This window comes from Elizabethkingia bruuniana, from assembly GCF_002024805.1.
Taxonomy (GTDB): Bacteria; Bacteroidota; Bacteroidia; order Flavobacteriales; family Weeksellaceae; genus Elizabethkingia; species Elizabethkingia bruuniana.
In genome coordinates, this window is the sequence record NZ_CP014337.1 from 4,131,288 (window position 1) to 4,150,829 (window position 19,542).

Below are 19,542 nucleotides of genomic sequence, written 5' to 3' on the forward strand. Positions count from 1 at the left end.
AGAATAGAGCCTGGTTATGTTAGAAAAAGGTTTCTTTACAGTAAAAACTCCTACCGAAGATGCTTTTGATCTGGCAGAAGCCTGTATGTAATTATTATCTCTGTTAAATCAGTATGAAAGATGTTTAGTTCATTAAAATCAGAACTTAGAAAAAAATATTTAAAAGAAAGAAAAGCAATGTCTCCTGAGGACGTTGCTTTTTTGTCTGGAAAGATATTTAGTCAGTATCTTTTACAATTTAATGTTCCTGAAAACCAGAGTATTCATATCTTCCTGCCCATCTCTGCTAAAAATGAAATTAATACCCATCTTTGGATTGACTATTTCTGGAAGAACAACATCAATGTCTTTATTCCCAAGATGGTAGGAGATGAGATTATCTCAATAGCTTATAGATCAGATACAGAACTTGCACTAAATTCATGGGGAATATGGGAACCTGTTTCAAATATTGCTGAAAATGTTGAATTCGATCAGGTTATCACACCATTGCTCTATGCCGATAAACAAGGTAATAGAATAGGCTATGGTAAAGGTTTCTATGACAGATTTTTCAGTTCTGTCAAAAATCCGGTATTGAAAATTGGGATCAACTATTTTGCTCCTGATGAATTAATTCAGGATGTAGATCGGTTTGATATAAAGCTGGATTATTTAGTCTTACCAGACAGAATACTGTCTTTCTTAGGCGGACCTTTAAACTCCACGAAATAGAATTTGAATTCACTTTTGAATTTCTTTTCTTTTGCAGGAGCCTCTTTTAGTGCATATTGTACTTCTTTATTAAGGTAACCAATATATTTTCTTTCCTTATCGTAGTAATCCATTTTATACTTTGCAAAGTCCAATGTATCCTTAGCGCTGATATGTTTGGAAGTAGATACATCACTAATTTTGACAAAGCGAGCTTTCAAACTGTCTAATTGCTTTATGAAAGGCATTATTTTAGTGGAATCAGGCTTCTCGAAATATTCCTGAATCTGATTATACAATGTAATGTCAATATCTGAATCCTTATTTCCTGCTGCATAATTGGTTCCCAGATCATATACCTCTTGTAGCTTCAGAGCCGTAATATTATTAATGGTTTGAAGGCTGTCCAGCTCTATTGGTGAAAATGTAGTTGTATTATTATTATACTTTACGGTTTCCAGAGAGTTTTTACCCTTATATTTTTCTTTACAGGCGGCTAATCCTACAACGAGAATTATTGTAACAGCTATTATATTGAATATATTATGAACCCTTTTCATTGTTTCTGATTCTGAATTTGATTAATACTATTTTTCCATTGGAAGAGATTTTAGTCTCTATAACGTCCAGGTTCTCCAATGAGGTTGTAGGAAGCGAAAGAAAGTTAATGTAACGTTGCTTGCTCATAGTTTCCACATTGAAATACTGATTGTCAAATACCTGGTATATAACCGCATCATTGCTGATCAGGTTCTCCAGTTGGGCTCTTCTACTCTTAAAGTCTTTGGATCTGGAATAGGAATATAACATCATATTATATTCATTCGGTTTTAACTGAATTATTTCAGTTTCTGGCGCATTTTCCAGGTTTCTTATTATGGTGTCAGTACGGTAGAATACAGAACTAATCACCATTTTAAGTGTCTTATCCTTTGTAGGGTATACAAAGGCTTCATTCGGTTTTACTCTGTAGGTAAGAGGTGATTCACCTGCCTTTAATACTTTTATTTCTACCTCATTTTGCACAGGCTGGCTTCTGTCTGCATCTGTAAACTTAAATGTATAAGTCTTTGTGAAGAAGCTGTCTGCAAAGGTTAAAGCTGCAACAAATATTGCAAGAACAGCGGAAATGCCGATCCATAAGTATTTCTTTACCTTGGATATAATTGGTTTTGAAGCTGGTTTGCTATTGCTTGTAGTTACTTCTGGTAATGAGTTCTGTGGCTGAATGGCCGGAGAGCTTTCTTTTTCACTAATGACAGGGACTTTGTATTCCTCTTCAACAAAACTTTCCACTTGAGGTTCTTTAGTTTCAGAAAGGCTGTTTTCGTTTTCTAAAAGAAGCTCTTCAGCAAATGCATGATTTTTCTTAAAGTCATACCATGAGCTATAACCTGCATATATCGAAAGTATATTCAGCATATCAATACGTGGTAATTTAGCCGTTGGAGAAGTTTTGAAATAAGTATAAAACGACTTCTCGCTAATGTTACCTTTTGCATTTTTTCTGAGGTCCTCCTGGAAATAAATGATATCAATGCCTTTCCATTTAGAAATTTCATCATAGGAAGGCGTGTGATTTTCCAGATATTTGGCCTGAACTTCAGATTTTAGCTGTTCGAAATGTAATAATTCTAAATCAGTCAAAAATTTATTTTTTATTTAATCTATTGATTATCAGTTATATTATTTTGTAAAATAGTTTTACAAAGGTATTACAATTAATTTTCTCAGACAAATTTTATTGCTGCCATACCTTTGTCTTGTTCAAATAGAGAACACATTACAATTTAGAAAAATATTTTTAACAAAATTAAATTTAATTTATTATGAAAAAGTCATTCTTAAACATCGCTGCTGCTGCTGCTATCGTTGCTATCTCTTTAGTATCTTGTAAAAAAACTGAAGCTACTGCTACAGAAGGTTCAGCTGATTCTACTAAAGTAGATTCTACTAAAGTTGACTCTACTGTTACTACAACTGTAGATTCTACTAAAGCTGTTGCTCCAACTGCAGATTCTACTAAAGCTGACGCTACTAAAAAAGTAGAAGAAACTAAGACTACTGAAGTTAAGAAAGAAGAAGTTAAAAAATAATTTCTTACAAAGATAATTATTAAGCCGCTCTCGAGCGGCTTTTTTTATGCATTATGATTATATTGTCATAAAAAAATCCCCTAAATAAGTTTAAGGGATTTTTTGTTTATAGATGGTTTTATATCTTTTGTCTCAGGAACTCATAACATGTAATTGCTACAGCATTACTCAGGTTAAGAGAGTCTATACTACCCGTCATCGGGATCAGGTAATTGTTGCCTTTATCTTTCCAAAAATCACTTAATCCGGAATGTTCTGTACCAAAGCAGGCAACTGTCTTCTTATTAAAATCTGCATTTTGAATCTGTTTGGTATTGTCATCCATAAATGTTGTGATGATCTGATAATTGTACTGTTTAAAGAAATCCATTGCTGACTCATTATCTGTCTGGAAGAAGTTCATTCCGAACAGACAGCCAACACTGGAGCGTATTACGTTTGGATTGTAGAAATCAGTTTTGGGATCAGTAATAATGATAGCGTCTATTCCAAAAGCTTCACAACTTCTAAGTACAGCACCAAGATTGCCAGGTTTTTCTACACTTTCCAGAAGGATAATTCCGGAATTAGGTTTTGGAGTAAAGTGTTCTAATGATTTTTGTTTTTCCTGATAAACTCCAATAATGCCTTCTGAAGTCCCTCTGTATGCAATTGCTTCATAAACCTTTGCAGAAACATTATTAATTACGGCAGAGGGGATGGTTCCTTGGAATATATCATTGCAGATAAAGAATTCTGTAGGAGTATAGCCAAACTGAATAGCTCTTTCATTTTCCTGAACACCTTCTACAATGAAAACACCACTTTTACGGCGTTCATTGTTTTTGGACATCAGTCTGGTTAATTTTTTTATTTTATCGTTCTGTATACTTTCTATTTGCATTTTGCAAAACTATGCAAAATTTATCATTAGAAAGGTTTCCTTGCTGTTTCATGAAGCGGGATAATGATTCTTTTTGTACAGATAATTTCTATGGTGCAGATCTTCTGTTGGATATTATCGTCCAGAGGTTCCCAATGAACTGAGAAATGCTGCTTGCCAGCCATAGATAATATCCTAAACCATAAGAGGTGATCGCGGCTTTGCCTCCGCCTTCGTTAACTGTAATAGTGCTGACAGAAAGATAAGAAAGGCTTAAAATAAAGGTGATTAGGCTTAGGGGGAAAGATATTTTGGGCTGTTTTATTAAAAGAAATAACCATGAAATAAATAAAAGAGGATTTGCCAGCCAGGCAATTCCTCCTTCAAAAACTTCGGCCCAGCCTAACAATATACATGCTATAGAAAGCATATAGTCACTTCCCATATTAACGGCAGTCTGCGTTAATGACGCAACAAAGAGTGCAATACTTATAGTCAGTGTCAGGCTTTGTGGTTTCATTTATTCTTCAATACTTTCACTGTTTTCAATAAGACTTTGTGGAAGTTCTTTCTTGCTTTTAATCCCCAGCGCTCTCAGTTTTTGAGTTTGTATTACAAGATTGTCGTTTCCTGTGGAAAGTTGTTTGTATGCATCTGTATATGCATTTCTAGCCTGGTCAAGTCCTTTTCCTACTTTTTCTAAATTTTCTACAAAACCTACAAACTTATCATACAACTTAGCCCCTCTGTCAGCGATCTCCATTGTATTTCTGTTTTGGTATTCCCGTTTCCATAGATCAGCAATCAGCTTAAGGGAAGTAATAAGATTGCTTGGATTCAATAATAGAATTCTCCTTTCGTAGGCGTAGTTCCACAGGTTCTGATCAGCCTGCATTGCTGCAATATAGGCTGGTTCACTTGGAATAAACATCATGACGAAGTCCAGAGATTTTCCATAATCGTCATAGGCTTTCTGACTAAGCTGCTGGATATGGTTTTTAATGGATGCTAAATGCTGGTTGAGTTTTATTGCATAGATTTCAGGATCAGTTTCATCTACAAGTTCTGTGAAAGCTGTTAGAGAAACTTTGGAATCTATAATCACATTTCTTTCATCAGGATACTTTATAACGGCGTCCGGACGCATTTTTTTTCCGGAGAATTCAGAATAGATGGCCTTGTTGTTCTCATCACGGAGTTCATGTTCAAGATAATACTCTCTTCCTTTTACCAGTCCGGATTTTTCCAGAATGCTTTCCAGGATCATTTCTCCCCAATTTCCCTGGGTTTTGCTTTCGCCTTTCAAGGCTCTTGTCAACTTTTTAGCATCTTCAGAAATTTGCTGATTTAATTCTGCAAGTTCTCTTACTTTTTCTGCTAACGAAAAACGCTCCTTATTTTCCTTTTCGTATGCTTCGTTGACTCTGTTTTTTAAGTCAGCAATCTTCTCCTGAAAAGGTTCAAGAATTGTTTTAAGGTTGTTCTGATTAAGAGTGGTGAATTTCTCGGTCTTTTCTTCCAGAATTTTATTGGCTAGGTTTTCAAATTGAAGTTTTGCTTCTTCCTGAATTTTAGTTACCTCTTCTTTCTGGGTTTCAAGGGATTTCTGTAAACTTTCATTAATAGCCGATAGTTCAGAATTTTTGGCAAATAATGTTTGTTTATCAGATATAAGGTTTTCAATCTGAGAGACTTGTTTTGTGTTTATTTGTTTCTGTTCCTGAGATTGAGAGTTAAGAGCCGAGTATTCAGCTGATATTTTTGCAAACTCGTTTTTCAGATCGCTTAATAGATCTGATTGCTGCTGGCTGAGTTCCTTTTCTTTATTAATAATCTGAGCGAGCTCCTGATTTTTCAGATTAAGGTTTTCCAGATCTGATACACTTTTAATGTATGAATTGTTTAATTCGTTATATGAGTTTCTGGAAATGGAAGATGATTTTGAAATAAAATACAAAATTACAGCACCAATAATTCCGCCAACAATAAATCCAATAAGTAAATAAGTTATTTCCATCTTTCAAAATTACAAAATATTGTGTGGCAATATAAAACTAATTATAAAGGTATTCTTTACTGAAAACCGTAAAATAATGGTTTATCTGCTGATAATTAAGAAGAAAGAAAAGAAAAATATTTAATGATTCAGTTGCCAGAATCCCCAAGATAAAACCATATTGAAAGTGTCCCATAATAAAGTGGGAAGTATGAGGTAGCTTGCCGTTTTAGAGACTCGCTTGAAGAGAAAGAATAAAATTATGGTCATTACCCATGTAATGACATTTACAATAACTGCAAGATCTAATAATTTGAAGTTAAAGAAAATAATGAACCATAGAGATATAAGCACGAAAATGATATAATAATAGATGAGTGCTCTCTGACGATGTTTGAAACGGGTTTCCTTAGCTTTCCAGATGAAATAAAATGCGAAGCCGGAAAAGAAATACATTAAAAATATAGTCCGGAATAAAAAGTTAGAAGGGGGAGTGAAGAGCGGTTTGTCCAAATGATTGTACCATACATTAAATGAATTGGCAGGCGTTAAAGCGTGTATAATGAAAAATACAAACACATGAAAGGATATACATGCAGCTAAAGCCTTCCAGTCAATTTGTCTTTTCATATGCTCTTCTCTTTGGTTGTGCAAATTTACTCAAAAATAGAAAAGAAAATCACTAAGGATTTTCTTTAACTATTTTTTATAATTTTTTAATACAAATGAAGGTATGGACTCTGTTAATCTCTTATCTGAAGAAATTCTTTGGCAAGTTCTATCATTTTAGGATCTCCGGTATATTTACCCTTCTCATCAGAAAGTTTTACGGTTGGAATCCATTCGTTGTTAATTCCTTTTACACTGATAAGCTTCATTACGATGTTGCTTGGCGCAAGACCAACGTCGTTAGTCAGATTGGTTCCGATACCGAAAGAAATGCCAATTCTGCCACGGCAGGCTTTAGTGATTTCTTCAACTTTCTCAGGGTTCAGGGCATCAGAGAAAATAATGTATTTAAATAATGGATTGATGCCGTGCTTTTTATAATGTTCTATAGTTTTGTTAGCAAATTCAATAGGATCTCCACTGTCGTGTCTTACGCCGTCGAATAGTTTTGCAAATTTTTTATCGAACTGCTGAAAGAATACATCTGTAGTGTAAGTGTCGGAAAGAGCAACTCCCAGATCACCACGGTAAACATCCACCCAGTGTTCCAGGGAAAGAGAATTGGCCATCTTGAAACCATATTCTGCTGCATGGAACATAAACCATTCGTGGGCATGTGTGCCAATTGGTTTTACATTGTACAGCATAGCCATGTGTACATTGGAAGATCCTGTAAAGGTAGAGTCTTCCATCGATGTAAGTGCCTGCATAACCAATCGGTGTACCCTGTAAGAGTGTCTTCTTCTCGTTCCGAATTCTGCAAAAGGAACCTGAAGTGTTTTGAACTTTTTCTCTTTCTCTATAGTCTTCTGGATGATTGTTTCGTCATCTTCTCTTTGAAGGCCTTTCATCGAGTAATAAAGTTCACTGATCAAACATAATAAAGGAACTTCCCACAAGATTGTCCGATACCATAATCCTGAAACCTGTACCTCCAGGCTTGTTCCTTCTTGTTTAATGTGTACTTCGGATGGGTCGTAGCGATAGCCTTCCAGAAAGTCTATATAGGGTAGGTCCAGATATGGACATGTTTTTTTTAAGAATTGTTTTTCTTCTTTGGTAAGCCTTAGTTGAGACATTGCATTGACAGCTTTTTTCAGCTCGTCCGCAAAGCCTTCAGGGTATTCGTGTTTACCACGATTTATAAAATCATATTTTACAACTTCACTTGGAAACAGCTTTACAACAGCACATTGCATGGTGAATTTGTAAAAATCATTATCTAATAGGGAAACCAATCTTACGTTATGATCTTCTAACATCTTCGTTTATTTATGCTAATATAAGGAAGATAGATGAAAGATTATAGAAATAAAAAGCAGCCTCTTTATTTTTAAAGAGGCTGCATTGTTGTATATACTATATGATATAAATGGGTTTATTTTCCAAGGAAAGAGCTGTACATCCATACTTCTTTTTCCTGTTCTGTAATATAATCGCTCATTAAAGAGTTTGTGCCTTCGTCACCTGCTTCGTCTGTAATGTCTAGCAATTCTCTCTGAAGTTCAATAATCTTTTTGAAAGAAGCAAGAATGTCTTCAACACATTTGCGGCCATCGCTTACTTCGTTGCTCTCTTTAATAGATGAGTTTTTAATATAGAATGAATAGTTATGCTGTGGTTGTGCACCTAGTGTAAGGATTCTTTCAGCAATTTCATCGATCTTTAATATAAGGCTGTTGTAAAGTTCCTCGAATTTTGGGTGAAGTGTGAAAAATAAATCACCTTTTATATTCCAGTGTGCTCCACGTGTATTCTGATAAAATATTGAATAGTTAGACAATAAAACATTTAGTCTTTCAGCAATGTTCTTGCAATCTTCAGCTTTTAGTCCTATTAAATTAGAATTTTTCATTTGTATTATTTTATTAATGTTAATATTTCGATACACAAATTTAATAAATTAAAACTATTGATTTGTTTTATTTTGATAGATTAAATCTAACTAAAAGATAAACATTGAAAGTTGCTGTGGATAATTATGAAAAAGTGTGTTAAATACTTTTAATGATTCTGTAATATTATGTTCATCGTCTTAACAGGAGAGGAAGGTTATTTTTGCGGTCATATAAAACACCAATCACAAAATATTTTATAATGAAGAAATTTACATTACTATTTCCTCTTATTTCATTATTATTATCATTTTCATGTAATGATAATAATAATGAGTCATTTGAGTCCGCTCAAAAGGTGGCAGAAAAGTACCAGACTAAAAATGTTGTCCTGCTTGTAGTAGATGGTCCCCGTATCTCCGAGACCTGGGAGGCTGCCAATAAAGAAAATATTCCGAACAGAGTAAATCTTTTACAACAGGGAGTTTTTATCAGTGACTTCAAAAATAATGGTACAACTAATACCAATCCGGGGCATAGTGCAATGTGTAGTGGAGTCTATGAGTCCATCCAAAATAATGGGAAAGAGCTGCCAGGCTTTCCGTCAGTAATGCAGCAGTGGCTGAAGTATACCGGAGCGGATAAGACTAAAGCTTGGGTGATTGCTTCTAAAGACAAACTTGAAGTCCTGAATAATTGTAAGCTTGATGGTTGGAAAGATAAGTTTCAACCTAGTGCAGATTGTGGTATTAGCGGTAATGGATCCGACTATCGTGAGGATGCTGTAACTGTAGCGAATACAAAAGAGGTAATGAAAAAGTATAGCCCTAATATTATTGTGATAAATTTGAAAGATGTAGATTCCTATGGGCACAATAATAATTGGAAGGAATATATTAAGGCTATAAAAACAACAGATGCTTCAATTAAAGAAATATGGGATTATATCCAATCTTTGCCTTCATATAAAGATAAGACCACATTAATTGTAAGTAACGATCACGGAAGGCATATTGACAGTAAAGGCGGATTCCAGAATCATGGTGATGACTGCACAGGTTGCAGACATATTGAATTTTTTGCAATGGGCCCGGATTTTAAAAAGAATGCTACCATTAATACGGGTAACTACGAGCAAATAGATATTGCAAATACGATTGCAGAACTTCTACAATTTCCGCTGCAATATTCAAAAGGAAAAGTAATAAAAGATGTATTTAAATAAGTGAAGAAATAATGAGCTTTAGAATTGTAATGATATGGTTTACAAATTTTAATACTGATTTTTCTGCACGAAATAAAAACATAATTGTTTGTAAATCAAAAAATAATTTATATTTTTGCATCCTCAAATAAAAAATAATAAAGCAATTACATGCCTACTATTCAACAATTAGTTAGAAAAGGAAGAGCCACGCTTACTAAGAAGAGTAAATCGGCTGCTTTGGAATCATGTCCACAAAGAAGAGGCGTATGTACGAGAGTATATACAACCACGCCTAAGAAACCTAACTCAGCTTTGAGAAAAGTTGCGAGAGTTAGACTTTCTAATGGTAAAGAGGTTAACGCCTACATCCCGGGAGAAGGACATAATCTTCAAGAGCACTCGATAGTATTGGTAAGAGGCGGAAGGGTGAAAGACCTACCGGGAGTTAGATATCACATTGTACGTGGTGCTTTAGATACTGCGGGAGTTAACGGAAGACTTCAGAGAAGATCTAAGTACGGAGCTAAGAGACCTAAACCAGGACAAGCGCCTGCAGCTACAGGTAAGAAAAAGTAATCATTAAATTAGGAACAGTACAATGAGAAAGACAAAAGCTAAAAAAAGACCTTTGCTACCAGATCCAAAGTTTAATGATCAATTGGTAACAAGATTTGTAAATAACCTGATGTTAGACGGTAAGAAGTCTATCGCTTTCAGAATTTTCTATGATGCATTAGAAATCGTTGAAAAGAAGAAAGAAGATCAGGAAAAAACTTCCCTTGAAATTTGGAAAGATGCGTTAACTAACGTAATGCCACACGTAGAGGTAAGATCTAGAAGAGTTGGAGGAGCTAACTTCCAAATTCCAATGCCTATCCGTGCAGATAGAAAAATCTCTATGGCAATGAAGTGGTTAATTAAGTATGCTACTGCCAGAAATGATAAGTCTATGGCTCAGAAATTAGCTGCAGAGATTGTTGCTGCTGCTAAAGAAGAAGGTGCTGCTGTTAAGAAAAAGACAGATACGCACAAAATGGCTGAGGCTAACAAAGCATTCTCACACTTTAAATTTTAATTTGTAAGATGAGTAGAGATCTTAAATACACAAGAAATATTGGTATCGCTGCACACATCGATGCTGGTAAAACTACTACAACTGAGCGTATCCTTTTCTATACAGGAAAAACTCACAAGATTGGTGAAGTTCACGAAGGTGCTTCTACCATGGACTGGATGGAGCAGGAAGCTGAAAGAGGTATTACTATTACTTCTGCTGCTACAACTTGTAGCTGGAACTTCCCTACAGACCAAGGTAAATCTTTACCAGAAACTAAAGGATACCACTTCAACATCATCGATACACCGGGACACGTTGACTTCACAGTAGAAGTAAACCGTTCTTTAAGAGTATTAGATGGTTTAGTATTCTTATTCTCTGCAGTAGATGGAGTAGAGCCTCAGTCAGAAACCAACTGGAGACTTGCTGACAACTACAAAGTTGCTAGAATGGGATTCGTAAACAAAATGGACAGACAAGGTGCTGACTTCCTTAACGTGGTAAACCAGGTTAAAGATATGTTAGGATCTAACGCAGTTCCAATTGTATTACCTATCGGTGCTGAAGAGGACTTCAAAGGTGTTGTAGACCTTATTAAGAACAGAGCAATTGTATGGGATGAGGCTGGACAAGGTGCTACTTTCGAAGTAGTTCCAATTCCTGAGGACATGAAAGCTGAAGTTCTTGAATACAGAGAGAAATTAGTTGAAGCTGTTGCTGACTATGATGAGACTTTGATGGAGAAATTCTTCGAAGATCCGGATTCAATCTCTGAGGACGAAATCAACGAAGCTTTAAGAAAAGCTACAATTGATCTTTCTATTATCCCAATGACTTGTGGATCATCTTTCAAAAATAAAGGTGTTCAGTTCATGCTGGATGCTGTATGTAAATATCTTCCTTCTCCAATGGATAAAGACGATATCAAAGGTACAGACCCAAGAACTGATGAAGAAATTACAAGAAAACCAGACGTTAAAGAACCATTCGCAGCTTTAGCATTTAAAATTGCTACTGACCCATTCGTAGGTCGTTTAGCATTCTTCAGAGCTTACTCTGGTAGACTAGATGCAGGTTCTTATGTTCTTAACACAAGATCTGGTAATAAAGAAAGAATTTCAAGAATCTATCAGATGCACGCTAACAAGCAAAACCCTGTTGAGTATATCGAGGCAGGAGATATTGGTGCAGCTGTAGGTTTCAAGGATATTAAAACTGGTGATACTCTATCTGATGAAAAGAACCCTATCGTTCTTGAATCTATGATCTTCCCAGATCCGGTAATCGGTATCGCTGTTGAGCCTAAAACTAAAGCAGACCAGGATAAACTTGGTAACGCATTAGCTAAGCTTGCTGAAGAAGATCCAACTTTCCAGGTTAAAACTGATGAGGCTTCTGGCCAAACGATTATCTCTGGTATGGGTGAGCTTCACTTAGATATCATTGTAGACCGTTTAAGAAGAGAATTCAAAGTTGAAGTTAACCAAGGTCAGCCTCAGGTTGAGTACAAAGAATCTCTTACTGCTACTGCTAACCACAGAGAAGTTTACAAAAAACAAACTGGTGGTCGTGGTAAATTCGCAGATATCGTATTCGAAATCGGTCCTGCAGAAGAAGGTAAGTTAGGTCTTGAATTCATCAACGAAATTAAAGGTGGTAACATTCCAAGAGAATTTGTTCCTTCTGTAGAAAAAGGTTTCAAAGAGGCTATGAAAAATGGTCCTTTAGCTGGATTCGAAATTGAAGGTATCAAAGTAACTCTTAAGGATGGATCTTTCCACCCGGTTGACTCCGATCAGTTATCTTTCGAATTAGCTGCGAAGCTAGGTTTCAAAGAAGCTGGTAGAGCTGCTAAGCCTGTAATCATGGAGCCTATTATGAAACTTGAAGTTGTAACTCCTGAGGAGTACATGGGGGACATCGTAGGTGACCTTAACAGAAGAAGAGGTACAGTAAACGGTATGGATGACAGAAATAACGCTAAAGTTATCAAAGCATTCGTTCCATTATCAGAAATGTTCGGTTATGTAACTTCATTAAGAACATTATCTTCTGGTAGAGCTACTTCTTCTATGGAATTTGAGAAATACGAACCAGCTCCAAGCAATGTTGCTGAGGATGTAATCGCAAAAGCTAGAGGTTAATTTTAAATTAGATTAAAAATGTCACAACGAATCAGAATAAAGCTAAAATCTTACGATTACAACTTAGTTGATAAATCTGCTGAGAAAATCGTAAAAACAGTAAAGGCTACAGGGGCTATCGTAAACGGGCCTATCCCTTTACCAACAAATAAAAGAATCTTCACTGTGTTGAGATCTCCACACGTAAACAAGAAATCAAGAGAACAGTTCCAACTTTCTGCTCACAAGAGATTGATGGATATCTATTCTTCTTCTTCTAAAACTGTGGATGCTCTAATGAAGTTAGAACTTCCTAGCGGTGTAGACGTAGAAATTAAAGTGTGATAACGTGCATACTTTGCCGTGATAATAGAAACACCACATTCGAAAGAATGTGGTGTTTTTTTATGTACTGTTGCCACGATAAAATTTTTCTCTAATTTTAGAGAAATAATATACATATATGAAATATATTCTTCTCATTCTAAGTTTCTGCGTTTCAGTTATGCAAGGGCAGGTACATAAGTTTATTTACCAGTACAAATACAAATCAGATTCTTTGAGTAGCCATTATGATGAAGTAAAAATGATTCTGGAAGTATTACCGAATACTGTGAAGTTTTATGATAATGAATATATAAGTATGGATTCTATTAACATGAAAGGTGGGCAGATGGAAGGTTATACAGGTGCTCCGATGTTGGAGCGTAAAAGGAATACTTTTAATAATATAAGCAGAGAACAACTAGATTTCAACAGTTTTTCACTGGCTAGTACCGACAAGATGGACTGGAGGCTTACCAAAGAAACTAAGATAAAGGACGGATACCAGCTACAAAAAGCTACTACAAAATTTGGAGGACGCAATTGGGTTGCCTGGTTTTGTAAAGAAGTAAATATAGATGAAGGACCTTATAAGTTTCGAGGCTTACCGGGACTTATTTTTGAAGTTGAAGATACTGGACATAACTTCATTTTCAATCTTGTGAAAAGTACAAATGAGAAGGCTGCATACAATACAACTAATTTCTTCGAAACCGCCTATGGTAAGAAACCAGTGCCAATTACATTAGAAAAGTATCAGCAAAAACTTTTAGAAACATATAATGATCCTCTACAGTGGGCCAGAGAAAACTTTGTAGAGGGAAAGTCTCAGTCTGCTGTAATGGGAATAAGGATTACTAAAAAAGAGCAGTTTAAGGAGCTTTCTGTAAAAATGCAGGAGAAGATCAGAAGAGAGTATAATCCTATCGAATTAGATAAAGCTGTAAAATACCCAATCAAATAAATATAGAATGAAAAAAATATTACTATTCCTATGTTGCTCAATACTACTTGCTGCACAGACACATCGTTTTATTTATGAAGTCCATATCAAAAAGGATTCGACAAGTACAGAAAGATTAAAAGATAATTACATTGTGGATGTTAATCCGGATAATGTCTATTATTATAATTATAGCTTCTATGTCGCAGACTCTGTGCAAAAATTAAATTCTAATGAAGGAATTCCTGTACCAAGAGATCTTAATTTGTATATGCATCCTTCAAAAAATGATAAATATGTGCATTATGAGATGATGGGGTTTAATATTTTTAAGATGGAGCAAACGGATAAACAAGATTGGAAGCTTCATACAGAGAATAAAACTTTTCAGGGATATAATCTTCAAAAGGCAACTGCCAGATGGGGTGGGCGAAATTGGACTGCATGGTTTGCGGCTGATATTCCTTTTCAGGAAGGACCCTATAAGTTTCATGGTTTACCAGGTATGATTGTAGAAATAGAAGATGACAAGGGAAATTTTAAATTTGTTCTGGTCAAGTATAACAGAATTAAAAATACTCAAAACCTAGACATATTTAATTTTATGGGAGGTAAAGCTGTTCCTATCACAAGAGATAAATACGTAAAATTGAAGCTGGATTTTTACAGTGATCCCTTAATGGAGGTAAATAATGGTAAACTTGATTTATCTAAGACACAAGCTCTGGTATTGGAGGATGGAACAATGGTTACCAAAGACAATTTAAAAGAGGTTACAGAAAAGCAAAGGAAAATAATTAAGAAATATAATAACCCGATAGAACTGGATAAGGCAATTAAATATAATTAGGGTGAGATAAATAACTCCACTTTTTAATATTTTTTTCAGGGTATTTTAATTTGGTTTTAAGCAAGGGAAAATACCTTTGCAAGCCTATGAAAGAATTATTATTAAGAGACGGAGAAAAGATTCAGATTGCTATTTTCTTCATGTTGTTTTTTGTTGGGTGGAATCTTGAAAATTTTATCTCTTCGGGACTTGATTATAAAAAATGGAAACATGCCTTTACCAACATGCCATTTATTTTTACCAGCCTGCCTGCAGAACTTATTCTGAGTGTACTGTTTGTTAAGACAATTGCATGGACGCAGTTACATCATTTTGGTGTTATCTACCTTTTGCCTTTAGATGGTCATCCTGTATTATTGTTTGTGGTCAGTTTTCTGCTTTTAGATCTTGGTGAATATATCTACCATGTTGTTGCACATAAAGTAAGGCCATTGTGGAGTTTTCATGCTGTACACCATAGTGATAAAGTCATGGATATATCGACAACATTAAGAGAGCATCCCGGGGATAATCTTTTAAGAATGTTGCTGACATTGCTTTGGGTATTTCTTTCCGGAAGTTTGTTCTGGGTACTTATCCTTCGTCAGATTATTCAGTTGTTTTTTAGCCTTTTCAGCCATCTTAATTTTCGTCTTCCGGAAAAAACAGACCGTATTGTAAGTTTGCTTTTCAATACACCCAATTTTCATCATGTTCACCACCATCATAAGCTTCCGTTAACAGATTGCAACTATGGAGATGTTCTGACTATATGGGATAGGATTTTTGGAACTTACAGAAGAGCTGAAGCGCACGAAATTGTATTTGGTGTGGATTATTACCCAAAGAAAGTAGAAACAAGTGACTTCAAAACGCTTTTTGTATTACCTTTTAGAAAACTGAAGAAAAAGTATTTTTAAATCAATTTTACATTGATTTACAGATTCTGTTTTTATTATATTATTCTCTGATAAAGGATTGTAACTTGAAAGTTATAATCCTTTATTTTTTTTATGGTACTCCTTTTTATAGTTTTCTATTTCAGTTTTTTCATCAAACTGTATAACGAGATCTTTTTGCTTTGTCTTAGTCACTTCGCCATCACTTCCATCTTCAGAATCTTTTTCTTCTTTTTCCATATCCTCAATTGTACCGGAATAATTGAGCTCAATTTTATTACCAATACGATAGACTAAACCCTTTACTGAATCCTTTATTGCCGGAATTATAAAAGGAACAGTATTCAATCTAGATGTTGTATCAATGCAAACTGTTTCATTGTTGTTTTTGCCATCCTTATTGGTTATAGAATATACATCACATTGTTTGGATTTTATAGTTTCTTTCTTGTTTGTTCTTTTTACCAGAAGAGTATTTTTAAAATCTGTTAAGTCAAGATCCGGATCATCATTATTCTTATACTTGTTCCTGTCAAAGGTGTCTTCAATAGCAATTTTAAAGACTTTCCCATCATCTGAATATACCGCATAAAAATGCTTATTTACATTTAAAGAAGCAGTGTTTCCCATAGGAGTTGCTACGACAAAGAGATTAGCTGAATAATCTGATGTGGAAAAAATATTTAGAAAATTGGAGTAAAAATCGTCTTTAATCCTGTAGGATACTGCATTCTCCAGTTTATATGTTTGCATCTGTGAGAAAGCCAATAAAGAAATAAATGAAAATAATAAGCCGAATGTCTTTTTCATATTTGTTTTTTATGTGGTGAAAGTAGCGAAAAGCCTGAATATTTAATATGTTTTGGAGCAGATAAACTGCTAAAATCACTGTTTTCAGGGATTAAATGTCACAATTTATAACGGTTAATTAATTGAAGAGTAGTACTTTTGATAGAATAAAACAAATAACCATAAACTATGAAAACAGCATACTCTAAAAAATTAGGGCTGTCCGTACTTTCATTTCTGGGTATTGCTATACATGCTCAGCATATTTATCCTCCTCAAAAAGAACTTTGGAATCCCGATAAATTGGGTAATAAAAGAGCAGTTGTGAAATTTGAAGGAAAATCTAAAGTTGCAAAAGCTATAATTCCGTGGAGAAATCCCGAAATAAAAGAAGGACAACGGATTTTAGTAGTAGACAGTACTTCACAGAAACAATATGAAGTAAGTGCTTATCTCAATATCAACAGAGAGCAGGGAGAAGTTCTTTTCGACCCTGTTTCCGGAAAAGGGACATACTATATTTATTATCTTCCTTATGAGTTGAAGGCCAGTGAAAATTACCCGCAGGCTGTTTATCTCAAGAAAACAGTTTCCGGTACTTCGGATGTAAAAGGAAGTGAAGTAGCAAAGTTTATGCGGATAGATGCTGTAGACAGATTTAACGAGAACAATCCTATGGAAATTCTCGCTTCAAAAACTGAGATAGACCAGTATCTGAAAAAACATGCAAACGATGCCTATCTGGTATTCCCGGAATCCAGAGAGAATCCAGTAAAGATGAATGAGCTTCCACAGATATGGGTAGATCCTAAGAGGGATAACAGCAAATTTGCCGGAAAGACTGACAAAGGAGAGTTCTATGCTTTTCAGTTGGGTGTATTGGCAAAAGATACTGAGCTTAAAAATGTAAAAGTTACTGCAACAGATCTCATTTCCCCTGCGGGTAAAATAAGTGCATCGCTTTTTACTTCTATCAATACAGATGGTACCAGCTATGAAGGAAAACCTCTGAAGTTTGCTGTAAATGTAGCACCAGGTAATATTCAGCCTATTTGGTGTGGATTCGATATTCCTGCAGATGTTCCTGCCGGGACTTACAAAGCTGTTGTAACTATTCAGCCTGAGAATGCACCAGCACAAAATATTCCGGTAGAAATTAGTATCTCCGGTACTGTTGCACAACATAAAGGTTATGATGAACCCTGGAAGATGACGCGTCTTCCATGGCTTAATTCTACGATGGCACAAGAGAATACGGTAATCAAGCCTTATACACCATTAATATATAATACAGCTAATCGTGAAATTTCTCTGTTAGGAAGAAAGGTAATTCTTTCGTCCGATGGACTTCCAGCAAAAATACAGACATTCTTTACTCAGGAGATGACGGAAATCTCGGCAAAAGCTAATGAAGTATTGGCTTCACCAGTTAAATTTAATATAGTAAATGCTAACGGAACTCCCGAGAAGTTTAGTCAGGCAGAATTTAAGCTGGACAAAAAAGAAGAAGGATTGTACAGTTGGCATTCGCAAAGCCAGGGACAGAACCTGAAAATGGAAATAGAAGGATCCCTGGAGTTTGATGGCTTTATGGAATATAAAGTAAAAGTAACGGCATTGAATGATGTAGAGCTAAAGGATATCTCTATGCAGATTCCGTTTTCATCTTATGCATCCAAGTACCTGATGGGGCTCGGCGAGAAAGGAGGCAATCGTCCTGAAAATTTCTCATGGAAATGGGATGTGGCTAAAAAGAATCAGGATGGTGCCTGGTTGGGTAATGTAAATGCCGGGCTACAGTTCAGCCTTCGGGATGAAAAATACTCGCGCCCGCTGAATACTAATTTCTACCTGCAAAAGCCTCTGATACTTCCGGGTTCATGGGGAAATAATAACAAGGGTGGAATTAATATTACAGAAGACAAATCCGGAGTAATTGTTAATAATTACAGCGGAAGCCGAAACCTGAAAAAAGGGGAAGAGTTGTATTATAACTTCCATTTACTGATCACACCTTTCCATACTATAAATACAGAATGGCAATGGGAAAACAGATTTTACCATAAATATGTTCCGATAGAAAAGGCCAAAGAGAGTGGTGCCAACGTAATCAATATTCACCATGGTACTGATATCAATCCATATATCAATTACCCTTTCATTGCTACAAAAGAAATGAAAGATTATATCAGCAAGGCACACCAGAGCGGGCTGAAGGTGAAAATCTACAATACCATCCGTGAGGTTTCCAACAGAATGTACGAGCTATATCCTGTAAGAAGTTTGGGCCACGAAGTTTTTTCTGCCGGAAGGGGTGGTGGTTATTCATGGCTGCAGGAACATCTTCATAACGATTATATTGCCGCATGGTATGTTCCGGAATTTAAAGATGCAGCTATTATCAATAGTGGTATGAACCGTTGGCATAATTACTACGTAGAAGGTATGAACTGGCTGGTTGATAATATTGGTATTGACGGAATCTACCTGGATGATGTAGCTTTCGACAGAGTAACAATGAAGCGAGTGAAAAAAGTGATGACAAAAAACGGACATCCGGGTATTATAGATCTGCATTCTGCCAATCAGTTTAATGATAAAGACGGCTTCAACAATAGTGCTAATCTTTATATGGAACATTTCCCGTATCTGAACAGATTATGGTTTGGGGAGTACTTCGATTATGAGAAGAACAAACCAGATTTTTTCCTTACAGAAGTTAGTGGTATTCCTTTCGGTTTAATGGGAGAAATGTTACAGAATGACGGAAACCAATGGAGAGGAATGATCTTCGGGATGACAAACAGGTTGGGCTGGTCGGATAAAAGTAACCCAACCCATCTGTGGAAGGCATGGGATAATTTCGGAATTAAAGGATCCAAAATGATCGGCTACTGGGTAGATAACAATCCGATAAAAACCGACAATAAGGAAGTTCTTGCAACAGTTTACAAGAAAGACAACAAAGTTATGGTAGCATTGGCAAGCTGGGCTTCTGGTGATACTTCTGTAAAACTAAATATAGACTGGAAGAAACTAGGAATTAATCCTAAGAAAGCTGTAATAAAAGCACAGGCTATTGAAGGCTTCCAGGAAGCTAAAACGTTTAGTATAAATGATGCTATTCCGGTTGCGCAAAACAAAGGCTGGCTATTGGTTATTGAATAAAGAATATGACCAGATAAATTATGAACCTTACAGAAACAAAATCTGTAAGGTT

The 19,542-nt window shown here is 35.5% G+C and carries 20 protein-coding genes; 11 read left to right on the top strand and 9 right to left on the bottom strand.

Annotation, left to right across the window (positions count from 1 at the left end; translation table 11 throughout):
* Nucleotides 1-120 precede the first annotated feature (120 nt).
* Entirely contained in the window at nucleotides 121-714 is a 594-nt protein-coding gene (locus tag AYC65_RS19245) for a 5-formyltetrahydrofolate cyclo-ligase (RefSeq protein ID WP_034871623.1), read from the top strand.
* Here AYC65_RS19245 and AYC65_RS19250 read toward each other — a convergent pair.
* Complete coding sequence (locus AYC65_RS19250) at nucleotides 651-1,253, bottom strand: hypothetical protein (protein ID WP_034871622.1); 603 nt, start codon at nucleotides 1,251-1,253, stop codon at nucleotides 651-653. The genes AYC65_RS19245 and AYC65_RS19250 overlap by 64 nt on opposite strands.
* Complete coding sequence (locus AYC65_RS19255) at nucleotides 1,237-2,340, bottom strand: hypothetical protein (RefSeq protein WP_034871621.1); 1,104 nt, start codon at nucleotides 2,338-2,340, stop codon at nucleotides 1,237-1,239. The genes AYC65_RS19250 and AYC65_RS19255 overlap by 17 nt, the downstream gene beginning before the upstream one ends.
* Nucleotides 2,341-2,522: 182 nt before the next feature.
* Between AYC65_RS19255 and AYC65_RS19260 the strand changes: the two genes are divergently transcribed.
* Nucleotides 2,523-2,789 carry a hypothetical protein gene (locus AYC65_RS19260; protein ID WP_034871620.1) on the top strand — a complete coding sequence of 89 codons (267 nt, stop codon included), beginning with the start codon at nucleotides 2,523-2,525 and terminating at the stop codon, nucleotides 2,787-2,789.
* Between the two features lie 118 nt (nucleotides 2,790-2,907).
* Here AYC65_RS19260 and AYC65_RS19265 read toward each other — a convergent pair whose 3' ends face one another.
* From AYC65_RS19265 to AYC65_RS19290, 6 genes are all read right to left on the bottom strand, one after another.
* A complete protein-coding gene (locus AYC65_RS19265; RefSeq protein WP_034871619.1) occupies nucleotides 2,908-3,672 on the bottom strand; it encodes a TrmH family RNA methyltransferase in 765 nt (254 codons plus the stop codon).
* An 88-nt stretch (nucleotides 3,673-3,760) separates the two neighbouring features.
* Complete coding sequence (locus tag AYC65_RS19270) at nucleotides 3,761-4,171, bottom strand: hypothetical protein (RefSeq protein ID WP_034871618.1); 411 nt, start codon at nucleotides 4,169-4,171, stop codon at nucleotides 3,761-3,763.
* Nucleotides 4,172-5,668 (bottom strand): DNA recombination protein RmuC, encoded by a 1,497-nt coding sequence (locus AYC65_RS19275; protein ID WP_034871617.1) that lies wholly within the window; start codon nucleotides 5,666-5,668, stop codon nucleotides 4,172-4,174.
* 120 nt (nucleotides 5,669-5,788) lie between these two features.
* A complete protein-coding gene (locus tag AYC65_RS19280; RefSeq protein ID WP_034871616.1) occupies nucleotides 5,789-6,277 on the bottom strand; it encodes a TspO/MBR family protein in 489 nt (162 codons plus the stop codon).
* A 113-nt stretch (nucleotides 6,278-6,390) separates the two neighbouring features.
* Entirely contained in the window at nucleotides 6,391-7,578 is a 1,188-nt protein-coding gene (gene pncB / locus AYC65_RS19285) for a nicotinate phosphoribosyltransferase (RefSeq protein WP_034871615.1), read from the bottom strand.
* 116 nt (nucleotides 7,579-7,694) lie between these two features.
* Nucleotides 7,695-8,171: a Dps family protein gene (locus AYC65_RS19290; protein ID WP_034871614.1), complete on the bottom strand. Its 477-nt coding sequence runs from the start codon at nucleotides 8,169-8,171 to the stop codon at nucleotides 7,695-7,697.
* 242 nt (nucleotides 8,172-8,413) lie between these two features.
* Here AYC65_RS19290 and AYC65_RS19295 point away from each other — a divergent pair, with 242 nt between their 5' ends.
* The 8 genes from AYC65_RS19295 (at nucleotide 8,414) to AYC65_RS19330 (ending at nucleotide 15,554) form a co-directional block, all read left to right on the top strand.
* Nucleotides 8,414-9,376: an alkaline phosphatase family protein gene (locus AYC65_RS19295; RefSeq protein WP_034871613.1), complete on the top strand. Its 963-nt coding sequence runs from the start codon at nucleotides 8,414-8,416 to the stop codon at nucleotides 9,374-9,376.
* 150 nt (nucleotides 9,377-9,526) lie between these two features.
* Nucleotides 9,527-9,934: a 30S ribosomal protein S12 gene (gene rpsL, locus AYC65_RS19300; protein WP_009087380.1), complete on the top strand. Its 408-nt coding sequence runs from the start codon at nucleotides 9,527-9,529 to the stop codon at nucleotides 9,932-9,934.
* Between the two features lie 22 nt (nucleotides 9,935-9,956).
* The gene (rpsG, locus tag AYC65_RS19305) at nucleotides 9,957-10,433 is read left to right on the top strand and encodes a 30S ribosomal protein S7 (RefSeq protein ID WP_034871612.1); all 477 of its coding nucleotides are present in this window, start codon (nucleotides 9,957-9,959) and stop codon (nucleotides 10,431-10,433) included.
* Nucleotides 10,434-10,441: 8 nt separating this feature from the next.
* On the top strand, nucleotides 10,442-12,559 hold the full coding sequence (fusA, locus tag AYC65_RS19310; protein ID WP_034871611.1) for an elongation factor G: 2,118 nt from the start codon (nucleotides 10,442-10,444) through the stop codon (nucleotides 12,557-12,559).
* Nucleotides 12,560-12,577: 18 nt separating this feature from the next.
* Nucleotides 12,578-12,883: a 30S ribosomal protein S10 gene (gene rpsJ, locus AYC65_RS19315; protein ID WP_009087374.1), complete on the top strand. Its 306-nt coding sequence runs from the start codon at nucleotides 12,578-12,580 to the stop codon at nucleotides 12,881-12,883.
* A 118-nt stretch (nucleotides 12,884-13,001) separates the two neighbouring features.
* Nucleotides 13,002-13,826 (top strand): GLPGLI family protein, encoded by an 825-nt coding sequence (locus AYC65_RS19320; protein ID WP_078674614.1) that lies wholly within the window; start codon nucleotides 13,002-13,004, stop codon nucleotides 13,824-13,826.
* Nucleotides 13,827-13,833: 7 nt separating this feature from the next.
* Complete coding sequence (locus tag AYC65_RS19325) at nucleotides 13,834-14,655, top strand: GLPGLI family protein (RefSeq protein ID WP_034871610.1); 822 nt, start codon at nucleotides 13,834-13,836, stop codon at nucleotides 14,653-14,655.
* Between the two features lie 86 nt (nucleotides 14,656-14,741).
* Entirely contained in the window at nucleotides 14,742-15,554 is an 813-nt protein-coding gene (locus AYC65_RS19330) for a sterol desaturase family protein (RefSeq protein WP_052114805.1), read from the top strand.
* Between the two features lie 72 nt (nucleotides 15,555-15,626).
* On the opposite strand, the gene AYC65_RS19335 is transcribed toward AYC65_RS19330, so the two are convergent.
* Nucleotides 15,627-16,343 carry a hypothetical protein gene (locus AYC65_RS19335; protein WP_034871609.1) on the bottom strand — a complete coding sequence of 239 codons (717 nt, stop codon included), beginning with the start codon at nucleotides 16,341-16,343 and terminating at the stop codon, nucleotides 15,627-15,629.
* 168 nt (nucleotides 16,344-16,511) lie between these two features.
* Here AYC65_RS19335 and AYC65_RS19340 point away from each other — a divergent pair, with 168 nt between their 5' ends.
* Nucleotides 16,512-19,490 (top strand): glycoside hydrolase domain-containing protein, encoded by a 2,979-nt coding sequence (locus AYC65_RS19340; RefSeq protein WP_034871608.1) that lies wholly within the window; start codon nucleotides 16,512-16,514, stop codon nucleotides 19,488-19,490.
* Nucleotides 19,491-19,542 lie beyond the last annotated feature (52 nt).